Source organism: Clostridium sp. CS1-1, assembly GCF_056135525.1.
Genome location: NZ_CM148680.1, coordinates 76017 through 97313, shown reverse-complemented (window position 1 = coordinate 97313; position 21297 = coordinate 76017). Strand labels below are relative to the sequence as shown.

Here is a 21297-nt window from a genome sequence, read left to right as displayed (position 1 = left end):
TACATACTCATAATTAAAAATATTACTATGGTAACACTATCTTGCTTGAACATTCCTTTTGAAGTGAATCAAGAACAACTCTTACATCCTTATCTTTTAAATTCTCTATCGATAATGAAGATTGCACTATTCCTCTTATAATTGGAAAATTAGCAGTATAATTTATTCCTTCAGCACCCTTTTCTATATTAGAAAGTAGTTTCCCTAATTTAGAGTTAACATAACTATTACTTTTATCAAACTCAACTAAGTTATATATATCACTATTTATTGGGAAGTTCCCATACTTGTTCATCAAATCTACCTGTAGATGCTCATCAGTTAAGGCAAACTTTATAAATTCTTTTGCCAGCTTATTATTTAATGAATTGCTGCTAATCATTAGGTTAGTTCCGCCAACAGACACATCTCTATTTCCCCCAGGTTCGAAGGCAGGAAGCTTCATTACTTTCCATTTCCCCTTATGTTCAGGTAAACTCTCCATGAATTTGCTAACATAAAATGAATCTGAAATAAACGATACTACTTTGTCTTTTTTTACAGCATCTAAAAGCAACTCCTTGGAAGACAAGTCATACACTATACCTTCTGAATACAGTAGCTTAATAGTTTCTAAAACTGATACCCATTCATTAGAGTTAAAATTTACGTTATTCTCTTTATTAAAATAGGATGTGCCCAATTGATTAGACAATGTTAAATATATGTTGCTGCTTTCGTTCCCTACATTTGTAAAAAGCTTCATACCTGTATCCTTGTTTATTTTTCTTCCCACATAAACATAATCATTCCAAGTTTTAATGTCATCCACATTAATCCCTGATTTCTCAAATATATCACTTCTATATAATATCACCTTAGGAAAAGAAACCCACGGAAAGCCATATATCTTATTTTTATATGTTAAATTATCTATTTCACTCTTTTTAACCTTATCTTTATAAAAACTTGTATCTTCTGTTACATCTAAAAATGCTCCTGGAAGGTTCTTCATGAAATATTGAGCATACTGATCATCAATAGTTACTATATCTACTTGTGCCTGTTTATTGCTTATATCATCTTTAACCTTATCAAATAGGTTATCCTCAACCTTAAGTTTTACTTGTACCTTTGGATGAGCTATTTTAAAACTATCTGCAGCATATTTTAACTGATTTTCATATCTTTTATCAGTTGCAACTACAATTTCGCCCTTTAAGTTATCCTCCCCCTCAGAAACCTTTGTTTCTTTATTGCAAGAAACAACTAAAGTTAACATACTTATAAAAATCAATACACCTAATGCTCTTATTTTTTTTCTCATACATAATTCTCCTATATCAACACTTATGGTTAATCCATTAATCATTTTGAATCATAACCATATAATATCAAATTAACTTTATTCCTTAAACAGTATATTAAACAACCTCCTCCACATAAGCAGAGAAGGTATTATAACTATAACAAATTCTTACAATTGTATAAATTAATCTTTTAGTTTATTTATCATGCTAGCAAGATATCCGGCTCCAAAGCCATTATCTATATTTACAACACTAACTCCACTTGCACAGCTATTAAGCATAGTAAGCAGTGCAGAAACCCCTCCAAAACTAGTACCATATCCAACACTGGTAGGTACTCCAATTACAGGTTTATCAACTAATCCTCCTACTACACTTGCTAATGCACCTTCCATACCTGCTGCGACAATAACTACTTTTGCACCTCTTATTATATTTAATCTATCAAATAATCTATGTATTCCCGCTACACCTACATCATATATTCTTTCTACTCTACTTCCAAAAATTTCGGCTGTTATAGCCGCCTCCTCTGCTACTGGTATGTCAGAGGTGCCTGCTGTAACTACAGCTATGTATGTTTTGGAAGACTCCATCTCTCTATTTTTTATAGTTATAGCATTAGCCTCCCTATTATATTCGGCTTTCGGACATATTTCTTTTACTGCGCTAAATGCCTCTTCTGAAGCTCTTGTACCTAATATGTTACAGCCTTTTGTCAACATAAACTCTACTATTCCTTTTATCTGCTCAGGAGTTTTACCAGCACAATATATGACCTCGGGATACCCTACTCTAAGCTCCCTATGATTATCTACCTTAGCATAGCCCAAGTCCTTAAATGGAAGATCCTGCAGCTCTTTGATTCCATCATCTATAGTTGTAGAGCCATTTTTTATTCCTTCTAGTAGGTATCTGACCTCATCTAAATTCATATCTTCACCCTTTTCCTATGCATAGAATTTCAATATTAAAAGCCAACTTTTGACTCTTCACTAATTATTAAGACTTCCCATTTTATAGCCTTGTAAATCTAAAGTTACATATTTAAATCCTAACATTTTAAATTTTTCTGATATCTTATCCATTAATTCTTCGTTACAAATTCTAATTCTATCCTTCCTTTGAACCTCAATCCTAGCTAAGTCACCATGACTTCTCACTCTTATTCCTTTAAACCCAAGTTCCATTAGATATACTTCTGCACTTTCAATTTTTCTTAAATCTTCAAATTTTATTTGTTGATTATAAGGGATTCTTGAAAGAAGACATGCATAAGCCGGTTTATCCCATGTTATTAAACCCAGTTCTTTTGAAAATCTTCTAATATCATCCTTAGCTATATTATTCTCTAAAAGGGGGCTTACTACTCCTAGTTCCTTTAGTGCTCTCATACCAGGTCTATAGTCCTTAGTATCATCTAAATTTGTTCCATCAATTACATATTTGAATCCTCTTTCTTTTTGTAATTCTATAATCTTACTAAATACAAAATGTTTACATAGATAACACCTATCTTCTGGATTATCTTTTATAGCATCTAAGATAACTGGTACTTCTACAAGCTCATGCTTAACATTAAGTTCCTTTACTAATTCCTTTGCTTCTTTTACTTCCCAAGTTGGAATATATGGAGAAACTATCGTTACTGCCAATACGTTATTTCCAAGGGCCTCTTTTGCAGCTTGCATTAGAAAAGTACTGTCTACTCCTCCTGAGAAAGCAATAACAACACTATCCAAATTCTTCAAATAACTTATTAGACCTTCATATTTTTTATCTTTAATCATAGCTCCCATCTCCTAAACCTAAAAATTTAATTAACGCTTATTTAAAATCACTTCTTTGTATATTTCATTTATACTAACATTATTTTCTAAGGCAGCTCTTTTACAGTCCCTATATTCTGGTTTTGATTTTATTCTTTTACCTTTATAATAGGCCTCTTTAACAGTGAACTCACCATATTTTGTTTTAACCTTTATAAATTCCCTTTTTAGCATATCTCTTTCAACCTTATATTTTCTAAATCCTAAAGTAGTTGTTTCATTTAGAATTATATCTCTGATATCCTCTTCCATATTAGCACTATAAAGCACATTTAATTTAACAGCAGGTCTACCTTTCTTCATTATTATAGGTGTTAAATATACGTCTAATGCTCCCTTTTCAAACAACAATTCCATAATATAATCATAGATTTCAGGATTCATATCATCTATGTTACATTCTAATACATGAACTTGATCTTTGATGTAGTCCTTTGATAAATTATTAAAGTAATTATTTTCAGCTTCATATTCTCCAACATTTTCTTCCAGAGATTCTCCTATAAAAACCCTTAAAACATTTGGAATTTGCCCAACATCTTTATGCCCTATACCATAGCCTATCTTTTCAATTTTAAAGTTTCTATCATCTGTAAATTCACTTACAGAATAACTCAGAATAGCAGCCCCTGTAGGAGTAGTTGCTTCAAAAGATATATTAGATTTTAATGGTACATTTTTTAATATTTCAACGGTAGCTGGCGCTGGGACAGGCATTGTTCCATGTGCACACTTTACAAAACCGGAACCAACTTCTACTGTCGAAGACTTTATTTTATCGACCTTTAAATAATCTAGACAAATAGCCGCTCCCACAATATCAACTATAGAATCTACTGCACCAACTTCATGAAAATGTACATCTTCTATAGTTTTACCATGTACTTTTGCTTCAGCCTCTGCAACTTTTTCAAACATTTTCAAGCTTATATTTTTGATATTTTCATTTAAACTACTTTCTTTTATTATAAATTCAATATCTTTTAGATTTCGGTGATGGTGTTCGTGGCTACTATAATGCTTGTGGTCATGACTATGTTCATTGCTGATGTGTTGTTCGTCGTGGTGTTTATGTAGATGACTATAAACATATTTACCAGTATCATGAGAGTGTTCGTGAGATTTACTATAAACATGGGTATGATAACTCTTAAGTTTTATACCTTCGTGTTTATGTTCAAGTTTCTTGTGAGAATGCTTATGACTGCCCTTTAAAATTACTTCTACCTTAGTTCCTGTAATTCCTTTTCTAACATCTTTGCTCACATTTATTTCATATTCATCAAGATTTAGTTTTGAAAGTTCTTTTATCAAATAGTCTTTATCTACTCCAATATCTATTAACGCTCCTAGGTTCATGTCTCCACTTATACCTGAGAAGCAATCATAATAAAGTGTTCTCATAAATAATTATCTCCTTACTGTTAAGACAATATAGCTATAAATACTTATAACTATATTGTCTCACACAAAATATACTCTAAGTTTCAATTTCTAATATCTTCACTTCACTATTAGTTTTCATATTAATTACAATCATTCCTAGTAAAATTAATGCGCACCCAATCAACGTCTTTCCTGTAAGCTTATCACCTATAAATGTAGAAAATATAGCACTAAAAACAGGTTCGGCTAAAAACACTATAGCTGCGTGAGTTGGGTTCGTATATGGCTGCATTTTATTCTGAACTAAGTAAGCTACTATAGTGCAAAATATTGCCATAAACACTATTGAAGATATAGAACTATAATTTAAAACTACATCTAACTTTTCAATAGTAATGGCAGGGATAAGTGCCAATATTCCTACAATTAAAGTTTGAATACAGGTCAATACTATTACATCTGCATCTTTAATACACTTATCAACAAGTAGTATTTGAACTGCAAAGGCTACTGCACATAATAATGTGAGAAAATCTCCAAAGTTTATACCTAAACTTCCACTTATAGATATCGCACCAAGTCCTATAAGTGATAAAATTATTCCTATTATAGTCTTTATATCTGGCATTTTTTTATAAATCAAAGCAAGTATTAAAGGAACAAATACTACATAAAGTCCTGTAATAAATCCAGACTTACTTGGCGTAGTATAGAGCATTCCCACTACTTGTAGTGCGGTCCCTACAAATAATGATATTCCTATAAACAGACCTGCTTTTAAAGTCTCTCTGTTTGTATTTTTTAATCTTTTATAAAATATTACTGCTAAAATTACTCCTGCTAATAAATACCTCAAAGCTATAAGTGAATATGGTGGAACGTATTTAAGCGCTATACTAGTTACTGGAAAACTTCCTCCCCATACAACTGTAATTGATAACAAACTTAAATCAGCTTTTAATTCTTTTGTCATTTGAAGCCCCCTTTTATTAGATCTCTTTCTATATTCTATCATATGTTGTTATAATCTGTGAACTACTCCCAACTTACTTCATTTGAGTAACAGTCTCGTGGTAAAATTAAAATTTAAATTACTATTTTTACCTTCACGCCATTCTTGTATCAATTGTTGCTATTTCTTGATTTAGTCTTAAACATTTCATATTAGTCAATTCGTATCTACAACGTACCTTCAGTATAGATACAAATTAAGTGATATTTATATATTTTGTATCTACAGCGCATATATATTGTAAATACACTTTTAAGTTTTTTATAATTAAATTTATGCGTATATACGTACCTACACCCTAACGTCATACACATATAAGTTAAAATTGTTACTTTGAATAAAAAACTCTTTGCTCATTTCTCCAGTTTATACTTAGCATGCTAAGTTGATATCTTCCCTTTTAGTCTACTTAAATACAAACATACTCAAGCATAGAGGTTAAATATTCATTAAATTATATATTTTATTTTTACTGCAATCATATCATATTTATTAGTATCTACATTGTACCTATACTGTAGATACTAATTATTGATTTTATTTTAAACATATATCTACATTGCATATACACTGTAGATACGTTTTTAATTTTAAATTAATAAAATTCATACACATATGCATATCTACGTCATAATTGTCATATACGTAAGTTAGTGATTAACTTTATATAAACAAATTTCTTGCCATCACATGAAGGCTAAATATAAAAACCAGTATAAAATTAAATACTGGTTTCTTACTAGTCATTTCATATTCTTTTTAAATTATAAACATTAGTATAATTACTATTTAATCCTCATCTATTGGTATATCATCAATATCACTTTCTAATGTATTAATATCGCTATTCAGTTGATTTATTATTATCTTTTCTTCAATAATACTCTTAGGTTCTGTTTCTGCTAGTCCAATAGTTACCGTACTATTTATCTTCATAAACTCCTTCAATCTGTCATCAATCAAGCTTTTAACAACATCTAAATTATTAAATGACATTGAATCCTTGTGTTTCTCATAAAACCTAATAGATTCACAAATATAATCTGTTACTACAAAAGCTTCATTTTTAGCTTTTTTATCTTCTAATAAATTTCTTATATCTAGATTCTTCTTTGAAAATGTGAGTACTAATGAGCCAGGTCTTTTCGCCATAGTGTACACCCCTTCTGCTAGGCGATGTATTTCTTATAAGCAATTTTATACAATCCCTCTACAGTAGACCACTGCGGTTCTGTTGCTATAAATGCACTTGGTATTTTCTTTGTTATAGCTTCTACTAATTTTTGAGTAGTGCCCCCAACAAACACCAAACCATCAAGCTCGTCTATTCTAAATCCATGCCTATTAATTTCTTCACAAGCTTCATCGAAGAAACGTTGTTTACTTCTTTGTATCACATCTTGACTCTCATTATCTATTTGGCCAAAATTTGACAAGTAACCAACTTCCAGTGCTCTTTCAGCTGCATCAAATTTTACGATGTTCCCTTTCTTATATCCAGTTAGATCATCGGCAACATAATTAGTTAATTTTACAGCACCAAACTCTTCAACGAATCTGTCTGAACTTGGAGAAATACATGCTCCATTAGTATAAAGGGAAAATGTAAAGTTTAATCCACCAAAATCTACTACTCCTATCTTCTTATTTTTAAATATATGTGGAGACAAATATACTATTCCGGAGCCTTCAGCTTTAATCATAATATCAGCTATTTCAAAACTATAGTCCTTACCATCTACATTTATCTCTATTATTCCTTCTCCTTTTATAAAATCCTTATATTCTTGCTTAGCTTGTTCAACTTTTAATACACTAATAGGACAAGCAAGTACCATATGAATCCTATTATCTCTAGTGTTTGGTTCTAAAAACTGTGTTATTGCAGTATATGTACATATTTGGTGTAAAAACAACGTCTTGGATGTTTCGTAACTTTTTGTTTCTCCTTGTTCTCCAACAATATATTCATGTCCATTATAGGTTACCTTATGTGAATCTCCTTCTACATCTATGTAACCATTTTTCAAATCATACATTTTTGTCCTTATATTTATCTTCTTTAGATCGCTTGCTAACCCTCTAGCATTTCTCCCCATTGCTTTAATTGCATATTTGCCAGCATCTAATGCTATAACATATTCTTGCATATCAATCCCCTCCAAATTTTTCCTGTATCTACATTGTATTCTAATTGAAGATACAAATCAATTACTTTTTATACATTTTTTACTAAAAATTCTTCGTTTTGTATCTACGCTATATACACCTCGTACATACAGGACACTAGGAAGATTTATACATATGTATGTGTATACGTCATATATATCATTTATGTATGAATATTATTATTTTTTGAGCCAACCAACCATTGAATTTTGAATAATATGCTATTAATAGAATTACTTATATACATACGTATGTATATAAGTTATAATTGTAATATAATTACAATTATGGGGGTTATTTATTATGGAATTAGATAAAATTAGACAGAGTAAAAGAGTAAGATTTAATACAACCTTAAATCAATGGATACTAATAAAATTAAAAGTTATTGCTGCCTCTAAGAATAAAAATGTAAATGACTTAATCGAAGAACTGGCAATAGATTACATCAGAAAAAACTTTAGTATAAATTAGGCTGCTAACAATACCCTGCTAGCAGCCTCCCATTACTTCTATAAATACCTTTCCATATTACCTTCATTTTTTAGTAAATCAACAAGATACTTTATCTCCTGATCCTTATTTTTATCCATAACTAGTATTACATCTTCGGATTCCACAATTATCAGGTCCTTTACTCCAAAAGCAATAATTAGCTTATCCTTTCCGAAAACAGTGCAACACTCGCTAGATTCTAAGAAAGTATTTCCCGTTACATTGTTTCCCTTAAAATTCTCCAAAAATCTACCTAGTGCTGTAAATGTTCCTATATCGTCCCATAAAAATTCACACTTAATTACATATGCCTTCCTTGTTTTTTGCATAATTCCAAAATCCACAGAAATCCCATCTATTAATTCATATTGCTCTTTTATGGTTTTATCCTCGCTTTCAGTATCTAAGTCATGATATATTGTCATCATACTTTTATACATTTTAGGAAGATATTTTTGCATTTCTCTTAAGTATGCATCTGCTTTCCATACAAACATCCCACTATTCCATAAGTAGGTGCCCTTGATTAGCAAATCTTTAGCAACTTCAATATTGGGCTTTTCTAAAAACCTTTCTACTTTATAGCTAGCAATGTCACCATTAATTCTTTCTCCCATTTCTATATAGCCATAGCCAGTTTCTGGTCTCGAAGGTTGTACTCCTATGGTTACAAGCCCCCTTCTTCTCTCCGCAATGTCCTTTGCCTGAGAAATAGTGTCAATAAAAGCTCTTTGATTTTCTATATAGTGATCTGATGGTAAAATTATCATTGTTGCATTAGGATCTTTTTTTATTAACTTTACTGCTGAGAGACCAATACACGTAGCAGTTTCTTTATTTGCTGGCTCTGCAAATATATTTTTTCTATCTATTTCTGGAAGTTCCTCATATATTCTGTCAATATATTCTTCATTCGTAACAATATAAATATTTTCCTTGTTTACTAAAGGCTTTATTCTATCTACTGTATTCCTTAAAAAACTCTTATTATTTATTATTTTCAAGAACTGTTTTGGATTTTTAGATCTAGAAAGAGGATAAAGTCTTGTTCCTTTTCCACCTGCAAGAATTAGTGCGTATAACAATAAGCCTCACTCCTAATATTGCTTTACTGTATAATATGTATTTTGTTACACTCTTGTGAAGAATTCTTGCAGACTAAAATTAAAATGTATATTAATCTGAACATTATATACTTTCACATTTTAAATTATAGAATTACGTATCCATACTATTAACATCTAGTACCACTGTCTAAATTTATGAGCCTAAGTTTTTCATCTCTACTTAATCGTTTTATATAGTACTCTCTTTTCATTGCTTCACTTTTTGTAATATACTCTTCAAAATAAACTAGTTCAACGGGTAATCTACCTCTAGTATACTTTGCGCCCTTTCCACTATTATGTACATTTAATCTATTTTCTAAATTATTAGTATAGCCTGTATATAAAGTGCCATCATTGCATCTTAATATATAAACACAGTTCAAATTTACCCCATCCCTCATCTAATTTCTTTCCCTTTTTATTAAAAATACTAATATTCTCATGTACCCTATAAACTTATTTTACTGATACATATTTATTATCTTCTATATAAAATCTCCAAGGATAATCCTTTGCTTCTTCAGCATAATCAATGCCCACTCGTTTTGTGGAGATTATTTTAAAATTATCATTATTTCCCTCTTCTATATATAGTTTATTATCACATAAATCCTCTCCATTTAAGTTCTTATCTATCAATAAAGCATTACATAACTTTCCTGGTCCATTAGTCATATTCTTTATTTGCAACTTTGTTAGTTCACTATATTTCTTTTTAAATCTGTTATCGGCAATAATATCGAAACCTTCTATAGGCTCCAAGGCCCTTATTAAAACAGCTTGTGCAATTCCCTCTTCCCTTGTAACTACATTAAAGCAGTAGTACATACCATATATAATAAAAACATAAGAAACTCCTGGCTTTCCATACATAACCTCAACTCTAGGAGTTCTCCTACCACCATAGGAGTGAGCAGCCTTATCGGTTATCCCTAGATAGGCTTCTGTTTCAACTATTTTACCTGCAATTCTTTGTCCATTAACTTCATGTACTAATACTTTTCCAAGAAGTTCCTTTGCCACAACTATAGTATCTCTATCATAAAATTCTCTCTCTAACTTTCCCACATAGATATCCCCCTAACTCCATTATTGTACAATATTATTTTAACTTTATATAAGAATAAAATCCACAGTCAGCTAAGCCGTGGATTTTGTTCTTATATATTAATCCTACATAAACTATTTAAGTCGTTAAAGTTAATCTTCTACTTTTACAATTTGTTTTCCTTCTCTTATTGCCTTGGCTTCTTTTTCACCAACAGCCTTAGACCCTGGCTTATTATTTTTCTTTTGAAAATCGTGTTGTAAGTTCATTCCTTCAACTTTATTTACCATAGTTAACCCTTCCTTTGCTTATTTTCATCTTTTTGCTGAGCATTACTAGTATTTGTACGTTTTGTGCCCATATTTATAGCTTGAGCGTTTACATTCGCTTTCTTACCCTTACTCATATCCACACTTCCTTTTAATAAATTGGTTTTCCATCAAAGTTTTCAAATTTAGGAGGATTCTTGGTATTTTTCTTGTTTCCATCAGGTCTATTCATATCATTTCTTTTATTTTCTCTATTGCTTGCTTTATGGTGTATTCTATCAGTCATTTTTAACTCCCCTTTCTACAAATAGTTTTTCCTATGGAAAGGCTTTTATTCTTGTCAAAAATTACACCTTTAATTTAACGATAATACAATTAAAAGATTAAAAATCAAAAATTTAAATTGAAATTTTTTTCTAGATAAAAACAAATACCTCTGTAATCAATATTACAGAGGTATTTGTCTATTGAGTTTAGTACTTTAATTTTACGCTGCAGCTTTTTTAGATTTAGAAGCTGATTTAAACATCATTGTTGATGTGTAAATTATAACAACTATTACTAACCACTTTAATACATTAAGCGGTAACTCTTTTACTATATATGCAGCTATGAAAACTCCGATTGTACCAAATATAGTTATTGCCATAGAAGCTTTTCTATCATAAGCTCCTTCTTTAACAAATTTAGCTGATGCTGCTGGCATTAAGAATGCACAAGAACCCATCATTATAGGGAATGCTATTTTAGGGCTCATTCCAAGCGCAAATACTAGTGCCATACATGGAGCATAAAGTCCTATTCCTAATGTCATAAGCGCACCTAGGATGAAGTTAGCAACTACTGCTATTATAAGCTTTGCACCTGTAAGTCCAATAGCATCTCCACCTGCTGGCATTAAATTTAACTGTTGAGCAAGCATTACAAATGCTACTACAAGTAATGCAACTCCCATTCCAAGCTGTATTTTTTTCTCGTCAAGTTTTGATACAACTCCAGCCCCTACTACAGCACCAACTGTAGCAGCTGCAAGCATTGAAAATAATGTTATTGGATCTACTTTAATAACTGTTATAAATATAAGTGCTTCTATTGCAACCGGGATTGTACAAGAAGCATTAAGAGTTCCAGGTATTGTTCTATCTTCTGTAAGTTTAAAGAACTTTAATAATGCTGTTGTTGGTGCAAAACTACCTATACCAAGAGTATCTAAAAAGTTAGTTACAAATCCTACTGCACCAAGTGCTAAAAAGTTAGTTTTCTCGAGTTTTCCCTCTTTTGAAGCTTTTGCATAATCTGTAAAGAATACAAATGCAAAGTATGCTACAAGAAGTAATAGTAATCCAAATACTATCTTTACCATTGTGCTTCCTCCCCTTTTTCCCTTTTGTTTTTTATTAGTTTCAGTTCCTTGTTAATAATATATCATGGTATTTAACTGTAATCAATATACTAGTTTAAGGTAATTACTTTAGTATAAATCCATATTTAACTGGATCTTCAGGATCTATAAAGAATTGGTTGTGACCAGTTATATATGCTGCACCTGTTATCTCAGGAATTATTGCATCATACTCTCCAACTTTAGTTTCTCCTATTACTCTTCCCTTAAATTTTGTCTGTAATATACTTTCATATATAAAGTCTTCATTCATTTTTAGCTCACCTTTTGCATAAAGTGTAGCAATTTTTGCACTTGTTCCTGTTCCACAAGGTGATCTATCTAATTGTCCTTGGCCAAATACAACTGCGTTTTGCATTGTTGCATCTTCACTTTTAGCTGGTCCATAAATTTCACAAAGATCAACTGTTTTTATATGTGGTAATGTTGGGTGTTTTATTTCTACTTGCTCATTAACAGCCTTTATTACATCCATTCCAACTTCTATTAATTTCTGTGCATTTGCTGGAGTTATATCTAAACCTAAATTTACTGCTTTTACTATAGCAAAGAAACTTCCTCCAAAGGATATATCCATTGTAACTTTTCCAATATTAGGTACATCTACTTCTACGTCTCTCTTATATAAGAAAGCTGGAACATTTACTATTGAAACTTCTTTTGCCTTTCCATTTTCAACTTTTACACTAGCTTTAACTAATCCTGCTGGTGCTTCTAATGTAAGATTAGTTACAGGCTCAGTTACTTCAACCATTCCAGTTTCTACAGCAACTGTTGCAGCTCCTATTGAACCATGTCCACACATATTTAAATATCCGCCGCCATCCATAAAGATTATTCCTAAATCTGCTTCTTCTGTAGTTGGTTGAGTAATTATTGAACCGAACATGTCATTATGTCCTCTTGGCTCAAGCATTATTGCTGTTCTTATCCAGTCAAGATTTTCCTCAAGATATGCTTTCTTCTCTGGCATTGTTTTTCCTGGAATGTTTGGAACTCCCCCTACTACTATTCTTGTTGGTTCTCCCTCAGTATGTGAATCAATTGCAAATATTGTTTTTACACTTTTCATTTGTGTTCCTCCTTCTTTTTCATCTTTAATTTTAGAAAAGCTAAAGCCTTTTTAGCATCTAACTCTATTACATTATTTTCCCCTACAACCTCAGTCTCAATTCCTTCTTTAGACTTATTAAAATCAACTATTGTATCCATATATTGATTTGTAACTACAAATTGTGCTTGTGTTCCCACAAAACTCATTCCTACAACTGGTATACCTCTTTTTCCTATCTCTTCAAGAGCTGTAGCAAAATCAATATTGCTATTTCCCCATCCATCGATTGACACAATAGCTCCATCAGCTCTCATTGCCTCAATCCATGCTGCTGCTCTTTGAGCTGAAAAAACCTTATCTTCATTTTCCTGTGGTGTTCCAGAAACTATAATTCCTAAAAGGTCTACATCGCCATCATTCGATACCACATTAAGTAATGGATCTCTAAAATGGTGCAGCGTAGTTTCCTTAGTAGACGGCCCAATACCCACATTAATCACCTCTAATTCATAACTATTAATGCATAGCTCTTAATGCTCCATCTCTATACTCATTAGGACTTAATATCATAGGTACATTTCCCATATCTATGATAGATCTGCATCCTGAGAATCCACCTGGTTCTTTTCCAAAGAGCCCTGTATCATACATCGCTCCTTGTCCCGCAACCTGCTTTAATATAACTACCTTTTTCTTTCCATGCCTTATCTTATCAAAATATTCATACTTTTCATCACATAGTCTTCCATTTACTTTCTTTAGATAAGTTCTTATCTCTGTAATTATCTTATCACAAGCCTCATGTGCTGCCATAGGTCCAGGCCTACTAGAACCTTTTCCTGACCTTAGTACAACATCTATGTGAATTAAAATATCATTTTTAGCAGGAGTTCCAGCCCTATCAAATACAACTTGTTCTTTTAATATTCCTTCTGAAGAACCAAATTCTGCAACTTGTATTCCGTCTTCATCTACTCCAGTAAGCATCACATTTACACCAGTAAGAACGTGAGTTATTCCTTCTCCCATTCTTCCTAAAACTTTAGTTGCTATTGGAGAAAAATCCATTATTGAATTTACAAACAACTCATGATTATTTGGTGTAATAATGCTTAATTTAATATCTTTTATAAGACTTTCATCTGCATTAATATTATTCACTATATCTTGTTGTATATATAATATACCATTCTCTATATAAGTCTTTGTGGCAAACTCTACTCTTTTTATGTGGAAAGTCTTTATAACAAGTCTTCTCATTATTATCTCGTTTTCCATTCATATCACCACACTATTCTTATTTTGTCTATTACCACTAAATCATTAGCTAATGATGGTAAGTTTGTATAATTTTTAACTTACATTGGTTTAACTAAACGTCAGTTAAGACAAAACCTTAACTGACGCAAGTTAAATTTTTACATCAAATTTTAATTAATATTAAATCTTAAAATACTAACTAAACTTTTGCTATATACTCGTATGGTAATGGAACTATTACTCCAGCAGTAGTTATCTTTGTAAGCTCTACTAAAGAATCTTTTACTATTGCTGTTTGCATTTCAGGATCATTTGGAGCACCTGCATTAGCTCCCATAGGAACTCTTGGAGCAACTGCTCTTGGAGTACCTGCTTGCTTAACAACTGGAGGTAACGCTGCTATAACTATAGTAGGTATACCTGCTTCTTCGATTGCTCTCTGCACCAAAACTGCAGAGCGGTGGCAAGTTCCTCATCCAGCTGTTAGTAAAACTGCATCGACCCCTTCTTCTTTTAATATCTTAGCGATAGCTGGACCAGTTTCATTTTTAAACTTATCCTGGTTTCCGCCACCACCCATAAATCCTATATGAGTTTCTGCAACTTCTTTTATAAATCCTTCTGCTGCAAGTTCTCTTAATCTATCGATTGGGAACATACAGTTTACATCTTTATTAACGTCTCCGTTATCATATCCACCATGAGATACCATAAGTTCAGCTGATGGAACATCTCCAGGAACTGTTCTAAAAGTAAAGTCTCCTGCTAAATTAAATCTCTTATCAGATTTTAAGTGAACTCCTGCTGCTGTAGCTAGTGCTACCTTCATATCTTTTAATTCTTTTGTAACTGGAGTCCATACTGGTGGTGGAGTGATAGGAACAAATATTTCTGATTGTAGTCCTTTAACAACTGTTAAATCCATTATACTTTTCCTTCCTTTCTGTTTCTTATCTCTATATTACTAACATATTTATCATTAGTTTCTCCCGATAAAACTTCTACGAAGCTCATCTTAAAACCAACCTCTTGCCCTACTTTTAAAGGATAATCAGTTATAAGCATTCTCATAGGAACCTTTAAATAACCTAATCTTCCTTTTAAGTCTACTGCTACAGCGCCATCTTGAACTTCTACGATGACACCTTGCATTTCAATAATCTTATCACCATATTTTAAATCCATAGTTGTCGCCTACTTTGTTGAATATTTTTCTAGTCTCTTTTGGCTCATTGGAACAGCAGTTTCATTTTCTACTAAGTTAACAGTATTTCCTGTTGTCTTCTCTATTGATTCAATGTTGCTTTCCTTAACATTTGGATTCCATTTTCTTTCTGAAGCCTTAACTTCTTCTCCAGCCATAGCTGTTTTTAACATTGCTAATGCTCTTACTGCATCTTCTGGACATAATGTGTTACATGATAAAACTTCGTTCTCGATTCCAGCTTCTGACTTATTGTTATCAACCATATACTTCATGTATGGGTTACCAACAACTAGAGCACCTTGAACTGCACAGAATGACATACCAACACATGGTATTCCTCTTACACCTATTTGTTCAATATGACTAGCAAAGTCTATATGATTGTTTCCGAATCCTTCAGTTGTAACAACTGCTCCATCAACATCCATAGTTTCTACAAGCATACCCATTCTTTCTGATACATAGAACTTTTCACTGTTGATTTGAGGGCTTCCTACAAATACAACTCCACAGAAATCTACTTCTGGATCATTCATAGCTTCTATTACTAATGGCTCTCTCCAGTAATGTCTTGAACATTCTTTTGATGCAGGTCCTATACAAGTTAATGCATGGATTCCTCCATCTAGTACTTCAAGTGGTGATAAAACTACAGGAACGTTTCCTAAGTCAACGTTTGGTTTTCCACCAAGTACTCCAACTGGTTCTACTGGTAATATTAAGTTGTCGTGCATAGCTCCTTGACCCATTATTTCTTTAACAACTACAACCTTTTTCTTACCTTTTCTTCTCTTTTGCTCAAATACTTCTGTTCTTGAAACAAGTGAATCATCAAGTTTCTTTATAGCATCTCTTATTTCTTGAGTAATTATATCTGTTGCTGCATGAGCAGCAAGAGGACCTGGTCTCTCCATGTTTGTTCCAGCAGCTATTGTAACTTGAGTCTTTATAAATATTTCACCCTTATCTGGTGCTCCTGGTCTTCCAAATTGAATGTTTTCTTCAAGTATACCTTCCGATGAACCGAATTCTCCTATTTGAACTCCATTCTCATCAGTACCAGTAACCATTACAATAACACCATCAAGTACTCTAGTTGATCCTGTACCTAATTTTGAATCTGCTTCTTTAGTTGCTATTGGTTGAACGTCCATTATTGTTTCACTGTATGTGTTGTACTTATCTGGAGTTATAATATCAACCTTTATTTCTTTAACTAATTTGCTAACTTTTACAGCATCTTCGGAAACATTTTCTCTTATATAAAGAGTTGTTCCCTCTATCTTTGTTTCTGGTCCAAATTCTACTTTGTCAATTTTGAAATACTTTCTTGTAAGTGTTCTTATAACCTTATCTTCAACTTTAACTTCAGTAGCTACTGGAGCTATTGCAGCTGCTTCAGCCTTAACAGCTTTTGGAGCTTTTACCGCTATAGGTGCTTGTGGTGCTGCTGGTGCTGCTCCTCCAATATTTAATGGTACTTCAATATCAATACCTTTTCCTTCAGCAATCTTAATTCTAAGAACGCCGCCGGATACACTTGTTGTTGCCTTTGGTGCTTCTGACATAATTACTTCCTCCTCATATCCTTCTAACATATCAGGTGTTACAGGAGTTAATGCTGGTGCATCTACTCTTAATACTTCTCCAATAACTTCTTGTCTTGTTAAAACTCCTTCATGTAAATCTACTAAAAGTGAGTCTTCAAGCTTTTCAAAGTTCATTGGGTTTTCTAAATCCTCAGCACTTATAGCTTCTCCTGCTTTTTTGTTATATTTTAAAACTGCTTTTGAACACTCATCAATTATTTCAGCTTGTAAAACTTCTTCTTCTTCTTTGTCCTTAGCAGTTATTCCCTTAACACCTTCTAATAAGTCTCCAGTTAACGGTGTAAGTGAATCTATAGTTTTAAGTAGCTTAGCACCTAAAACTTCACCTATTTTTAAACAATCTGATGGTATTGTTAAAAGACCTGAATCCTCCATATCTGGGAATATAGCTGGATCCTCTAAGTTGTCTGCAGAAATTATTGTTCCTGCTTCTGTTCTACAACATACAACAGCTAACTCATTTTTAAGTTCTTGTGCATGTTCAGCACTCATTGACATATTAGTTACCCTCCTTTATTCTTCGTCTAATCTTCTAGTTAATGTATGATCAACTGTCCTAAATATGTGGTCTGTATGATGATATACAGGCAGACCAGCTTTTGGTGCACAGTTCATAACTGTATTTGAGCAGTCACTACAATTAGCTATTAATACTCTTTCTGCGCCTTCTTTCTTCAACTGCAAAACTGCAGCTGTTTGGCCCGGTCACTCTCCCGGTGTTTTACATTTCATTGCGCCTTTAACATCAACAATATTTTTACACTTTACAACAGATACTACTTCTGATCCCATCTTATTTGCTACATCTCTTAATCTATGTTCATCTGCAGCACAGGCACAAACTAGAAGTCCCATCTTGCCTTTAAACTCTGGAAGTGGTATTGTAACAATTCCTCCACCAGATGCTTTAGTAACAATAGCTCTGTCTAATTCCTCTGATTTTCCAGTGTATGGTCCGCCTACTACAAGCTCTCCATACTCTCCATCTATACCGCCACACTTCTCTATAAGACTCTCTATAGTAGTTCCCACTGGAACTTGAAAGAATACATGTGGCTCTTTTCCACTCTTAAGCTTTCCTGCTACTGTAAAATCCTTATCTATAACTGGTTTTCTATCCTCTACTGCTCTTGTTATATTAGCAAGAGTTTCTCCATTTAAAACAACGCACTTTGCTTCTACTGGTAATTGTGTAGGTTCAAGCCAGTTTCCAAAAATACTTTTTATTAATGCTCTTTCTTCTCCCATTGGATATAAATTCTTAACTTCACTAACTTCAATATCATTTCTACCATTTAATGCTGCTTTAACAGAAGCTACAGCTTTTTTATTTTTACCTTTTATTCCTATATAAGCCTTTGGTGCTCCTGTAGATTTCATAGCGTATTCGATTCCTCTTATAACTATTTGAGGATTTTTTTCTAATAACTCTATATTATGTCTAAGAACTGGTTCACACTCAACACAATTTGCAATTATGTATCCGTCTGCAATTTGTGTCTTCAACTTAATATGAGTTGGGAATCCAGCCCCACCAGCACCAACTATGCCGGCTTCATATACGCTATCAGCTATACTGTCACATTCTTTTATCTTTAAATACTCTTGTGACTGGTTACTATCTGCCTCAATAAATATTTCACCTTCTGTGATTTTTGAAACTTTTCCTGATACACTAGTGTGTATTTTTGCCCCTAAACCACTTGGTTCTGCAATACATTGTCCTCTTTTTACCTCTTCGCCTTCCTTAACAACAGGAACGTCAGGTGCTCCTACATGCATTTTTAGAGGAAATTTATATAAATTTTTCATATCATCCCTCCTAACTTATTTTACACAATATTATATTAGCAAATTCCATGCCAACAAACTTAGTATAACTAAATTTGTTATAAAATATGTAGATACAATGCTTTGCAAGTATAATTTTTTTTTATACACAAAACTCCAAGTAACATTCTGTAGCTTTTTTTGACACAATCAATTCAAAAAACTGACATATTGTTAATCTTTTAATTACATATAGCGACTTTAGGTTCTATAATATTACATTAATAGTCAAAAAACTGACGCTACTAAAATTCGATTACAATTAATCCCAAAATCTGTATTAAAATAAGGCAGCTAGTTAAGGGACATAAGCCCCTACACCTAGCTACCTTTATTTAAGTTACATTGGTATTTCTACACTCTTCTTACTAGCTGATTTAAACATCATTCCTGAAGTATATATAATAACTACTATTACTAACCAAGTTAAAACTTTTAGAGGAAGCTCTTTTACAATATATGCCGCTATAAGAACTCCTACAACTCCAAATAATGTTATAGCAAGGGATGCCTTTCTATCATAAGCACCTTCTCTAACAAACTTAGCTGATGCTACAGGCATTAGGAATGCACAGGATCCCATCATTATAGGGAATGCTACTTTAGGACTCATACCTAGTGCAAATACAAGTGCCATACATGGAGCATATAATCCTATACCAAGTGTCATAAGAGCCCCTAAAATGAAGTTTCCTATTACTGCAATTATAAGTTTTCCACCTGTAAGTCCTATAGCTTCTCCTCCTATAGGCATTAGTTTTAACTGACTAGCAAGCATTGTCAATGCCACTATTAGTAAAGCTACTCCCATTCCAACTTGTACCTTCTTTTCATCAAGCTTTGAAACAATGCCTGCACCTATAAATGCTCCTAATGTAGCAGCTGCTAACATTGCAAATAAAGTTACAGCTTCAACTTTTATTACTGTTATAAATATTAACGCCTCAACAACTACCGGAATTGTACAAGCTACATTCAAAGTTCCTGGTATAGTTCTATCTTTTGTTAACTTAAAAAACTTAAGTAAAGCTGTTGTAGGTGCAAAGCTACCTATACCAAGGGTATCCAAGAAATTTGTTACAAATCCAACTGCACCTAATGCAAAGAAATTTGTCTTTTCAATATTTCCCTGCTTTGATGCTTTAGCATAATCAGAAAAGAATATTATTGCAAAATACACTGTCATTACCACGAGCAGTCCTAATACAATTTTAATTACCATAAGCTCCCTCCATCCAATAAATAGTTTATACTACTATTTTATTCTATTTTAATATAAAGCATTACAGAGTTTCAATAATTTTCTGAAAATTATTTTTTTATTTTAACACAAAACCATATTTAACTGGATCTTCAGGGTCTATAAAGAATTGATTATGCCCTGTTATATATGCTGCTCCTGTTATTTCAGGAATTATTGCATCAAAATCTCCAACTTTAGTTTCTCCAATTACTCTTCCCTTGAATTTTGTTTGTATTATACTTTCATATATAAATTCTTCGTTCATCTTTAATTCGCCTTTTGCATATAAAGTAGCCAATTTTGCACTTGTTCCTGTTCCACATGGCGATCTGTCTAATTGTCCTTGACCAAATACAACTGCGTTTTGCATTGTTGCATCTTCGCTCTTAGCTGGTCCATAAATCTCACATAAGTCTACTGTCTTTATATGTGGAAGTGTTGGATGTTGTATTTCAACTTGCTCATTTACAGCCTTTATAACATCCATTCCTATTTCTATTATCTTTTGAGCATTTGCTGGCGATATATCTATTCCTAGCTTTTCTGCCTTAACTATTGCAAAGAAGCTTCCTCCAAAGGATATATCCATTGTTACTTTTCCTACGTTAGGTATATCTACTTCCACATCTCTCTTATATAAGAAAGCTGGTACGTTTACTATAGTAACTTCCTTTGCCTTTCCATCCTCAACCTTTACACTAGCTTTTACAAGCCCTGCTGGTGCTTCTAATGTGAAGTTTGTTACAGGCTCTGTTACTGGTACCATTCCTGTCTCCACTGCTACAGTCGACGCTCCTATTGAACCATGACCGCACATATTTAAGTATCCGCCGCCGTCCATGAATATTATTCCTAAGTCAGCTTCATCTGTAGTTGGCTGAGTTATTATTGAACCGAACATATCATTGTGTCCTCTTGGCTCAAGCATTATAGCTGTTCTTACCCAGTCTAAGTTTTCTTCTAAGTAAGCCTTCTTCTCAGGCATAGTTTTTCCTGGAATATTTGGAACTCCTCCTACTACTATTCTTGTTGGCTCTCCCATTGTATGTGAATCAATTGCAAATATTGTTTTTGAACTTTTCATT

At 32.6% G+C, this 21297-nt stretch carries 23 protein-coding genes; 1 reads left to right on the top strand and 22 read right to left on the bottom strand.

The features are described 5' to 3' along the window. Window positions 1-25: 25 nt before the first annotated feature. The 7 genes from AC0N0V_RS00455 to AC0N0V_RS00425 form a co-directional block, all read right to left on the bottom strand. Entirely contained in the window at window positions 26-1306 is a 1281-nt protein-coding gene (locus AC0N0V_RS00455; protein WP_474461563.1) for an ABC transporter substrate-binding protein, read from the bottom strand. 165 nt (window positions 1307-1471) lie between these two features. Continuing rightward, complete coding sequence (larB, locus tag AC0N0V_RS00450) at window positions 1472-2224, bottom strand: nickel pincer cofactor biosynthesis protein LarB (RefSeq protein ID WP_474461561.1); 753 nt, start codon at window positions 2222-2224, stop codon at window positions 1472-1474. 60 nt (window positions 2225-2284) lie between these two features. Beyond that, entirely contained in the window at window positions 2285-3079 is a 795-nt protein-coding gene (larE, locus tag AC0N0V_RS00445; RefSeq protein ID WP_474461559.1) for an ATP-dependent sacrificial sulfur transferase LarE, read from the bottom strand. Window positions 3080-3109: 30 nt separating this feature from the next. Continuing rightward, on the bottom strand, window positions 3110-4522 hold the full coding sequence (larC, locus tag AC0N0V_RS00440; RefSeq protein ID WP_474461557.1) for a nickel pincer cofactor biosynthesis protein LarC: 1413 nt from the start codon (window positions 4520-4522) through the stop codon (window positions 3110-3112). Window positions 4523-4598: 76 nt separating this feature from the next. Beyond that, the gene (locus AC0N0V_RS00435) at window positions 4599-5477 is read right to left on the bottom strand and encodes a DMT family transporter (protein WP_474461555.1); all 879 of its coding nucleotides are present in this window, start codon (window positions 5475-5477) and stop codon (window positions 4599-4601) included. An 828-nt stretch (window positions 5478-6305) separates the two neighbouring features. Continuing rightward, window positions 6306-6668, bottom strand: coding sequence for a hypothetical protein (locus AC0N0V_RS00430; RefSeq protein ID WP_474461554.1), 363 nt, complete (start codon window positions 6666-6668; stop codon window positions 6306-6308). Window positions 6669-6685: 17 nt separating this feature from the next. Then, window positions 6686-7666 (bottom strand): ParM/StbA family protein, encoded by a 981-nt coding sequence (locus tag AC0N0V_RS00425; RefSeq protein WP_474461552.1) that lies wholly within the window; start codon window positions 7664-7666, stop codon window positions 6686-6688. Between the two features lie 322 nt (window positions 7667-7988). Here AC0N0V_RS00425 and AC0N0V_RS00420 point away from each other — a divergent pair, with 322 nt between their 5' ends. Continuing rightward, complete coding sequence (locus AC0N0V_RS00420) at window positions 7989-8159, top strand: hypothetical protein (RefSeq protein ID WP_474461550.1); 171 nt, start codon at window positions 7989-7991, stop codon at window positions 8157-8159. A gap of 38 nt (window positions 8160-8197) precedes the next feature. Here AC0N0V_RS00420 and AC0N0V_RS00415 read toward each other — a convergent pair whose 3' ends face one another. From AC0N0V_RS00415 to AC0N0V_RS00345, 15 genes are all read right to left on the bottom strand, one after another. After that, window positions 8198-9265 carry a mannose-1-phosphate guanylyltransferase gene (locus AC0N0V_RS00415; RefSeq protein ID WP_474461548.1) on the bottom strand — a complete coding sequence of 356 codons (1068 nt, stop codon included), beginning with the start codon at window positions 9263-9265 and terminating at the stop codon, window positions 8198-8200. 149 nt (window positions 9266-9414) lie between these two features. After that, on the bottom strand, window positions 9415-9672 hold the full coding sequence (locus AC0N0V_RS00410) for a GIY-YIG nuclease family protein (protein WP_474464386.1): 258 nt from the start codon (window positions 9670-9672) through the stop codon (window positions 9415-9417). A 73-nt stretch (window positions 9673-9745) separates the two neighbouring features. Further along, window positions 9746-10357, bottom strand: a complete 612-nt coding sequence (locus AC0N0V_RS00405) for a DNA-3-methyladenine glycosylase (RefSeq protein WP_474461547.1) — start codon at window positions 10355-10357, stop codon at window positions 9746-9748. 132 nt (window positions 10358-10489) lie between these two features. Next, window positions 10490-10627 (bottom strand): hypothetical protein, encoded by a 138-nt coding sequence (locus AC0N0V_RS00400; protein WP_474461545.1) that lies wholly within the window; start codon window positions 10625-10627, stop codon window positions 10490-10492. A 130-nt stretch (window positions 10628-10757) separates the two neighbouring features. Next, window positions 10758-10892: a clostri-philic family protein gene (locus AC0N0V_RS00395; RefSeq protein WP_474461544.1), complete on the bottom strand. Its 135-nt coding sequence runs from the start codon at window positions 10890-10892 to the stop codon at window positions 10758-10760. Window positions 10893-11093: 201 nt separating this feature from the next. After that, on the bottom strand, window positions 11094-11969 hold the full coding sequence (locus AC0N0V_RS00390; protein ID WP_474461543.1) for a TSUP family transporter: 876 nt from the start codon (window positions 11967-11969) through the stop codon (window positions 11094-11096). Window positions 11970-12072: 103 nt separating this feature from the next. Beyond that, window positions 12073-13080, bottom strand: a complete 1008-nt coding sequence (locus AC0N0V_RS00385) for a proline racemase (RefSeq protein WP_474461541.1) — start codon at window positions 13078-13080, stop codon at window positions 12073-12075. Continuing rightward, window positions 13077-13553 carry a glycine/sarcosine/betaine reductase component B subunit gene (locus tag AC0N0V_RS00380; RefSeq protein ID WP_474461539.1) on the bottom strand — a complete coding sequence of 159 codons (477 nt, stop codon included), beginning with the start codon at window positions 13551-13553 and terminating at the stop codon, window positions 13077-13079. The genes AC0N0V_RS00385 and AC0N0V_RS00380 overlap by 4 nt, the downstream gene beginning before the upstream one ends. 25 nt (window positions 13554-13578) lie before the next feature. Further along, window positions 13579-14340: a proline reductase cluster protein PrdD gene (gene prdD, locus AC0N0V_RS00375; RefSeq protein WP_474461536.1), complete on the bottom strand. Its 762-nt coding sequence runs from the start codon at window positions 14338-14340 to the stop codon at window positions 13579-13581. Window positions 14341-14521: 181 nt separating this feature from the next. Further along, window positions 14522-15247 carry a D-proline reductase (dithiol) protein PrdB gene (gene prdB / locus AC0N0V_RS00370; protein ID WP_474461535.1) on the bottom strand — a complete coding sequence of 242 codons (726 nt, stop codon included), beginning with the start codon at window positions 15245-15247 and terminating at the stop codon, window positions 14522-14524. Then, a complete protein-coding gene (locus tag AC0N0V_RS00365; RefSeq protein WP_474461534.1) occupies window positions 15247-15507 on the bottom strand; it encodes a CBO2463/CBO2479 domain-containing protein in 261 nt (86 codons plus the stop codon). The genes prdB and AC0N0V_RS00365 overlap by 1 nt, the downstream gene beginning before the upstream one ends. Before the next feature lie 9 nt (window positions 15508-15516). Next, entirely contained in the window at window positions 15517-17637 is a 2121-nt protein-coding gene (gene prdA, locus AC0N0V_RS00360; protein ID WP_474461533.1) for a D-proline reductase (dithiol) proprotein PrdA, read from the bottom strand. A gap of 15 nt (window positions 17638-17652) precedes the next feature. Next, window positions 17653-18951, bottom strand: coding sequence for a proline reductase-associated electron transfer protein PrdC (prdC, locus tag AC0N0V_RS00355; RefSeq protein WP_474461532.1), 1299 nt, complete (start codon window positions 18949-18951; stop codon window positions 17653-17655). Window positions 18952-19309: 358 nt separating this feature from the next. After that, window positions 19310-20191, bottom strand: a complete 882-nt coding sequence (locus AC0N0V_RS00350) for a TSUP family transporter (RefSeq protein WP_474461531.1) — start codon at window positions 20189-20191, stop codon at window positions 19310-19312. 97 nt (window positions 20192-20288) lie between these two features. Beyond that, a complete protein-coding gene (locus AC0N0V_RS00345) occupies window positions 20289-21296 on the bottom strand; it encodes a proline racemase (RefSeq protein WP_474461529.1) in 1008 nt (335 codons plus the stop codon). Window position 21297: the final 1 nt, after the last annotated feature.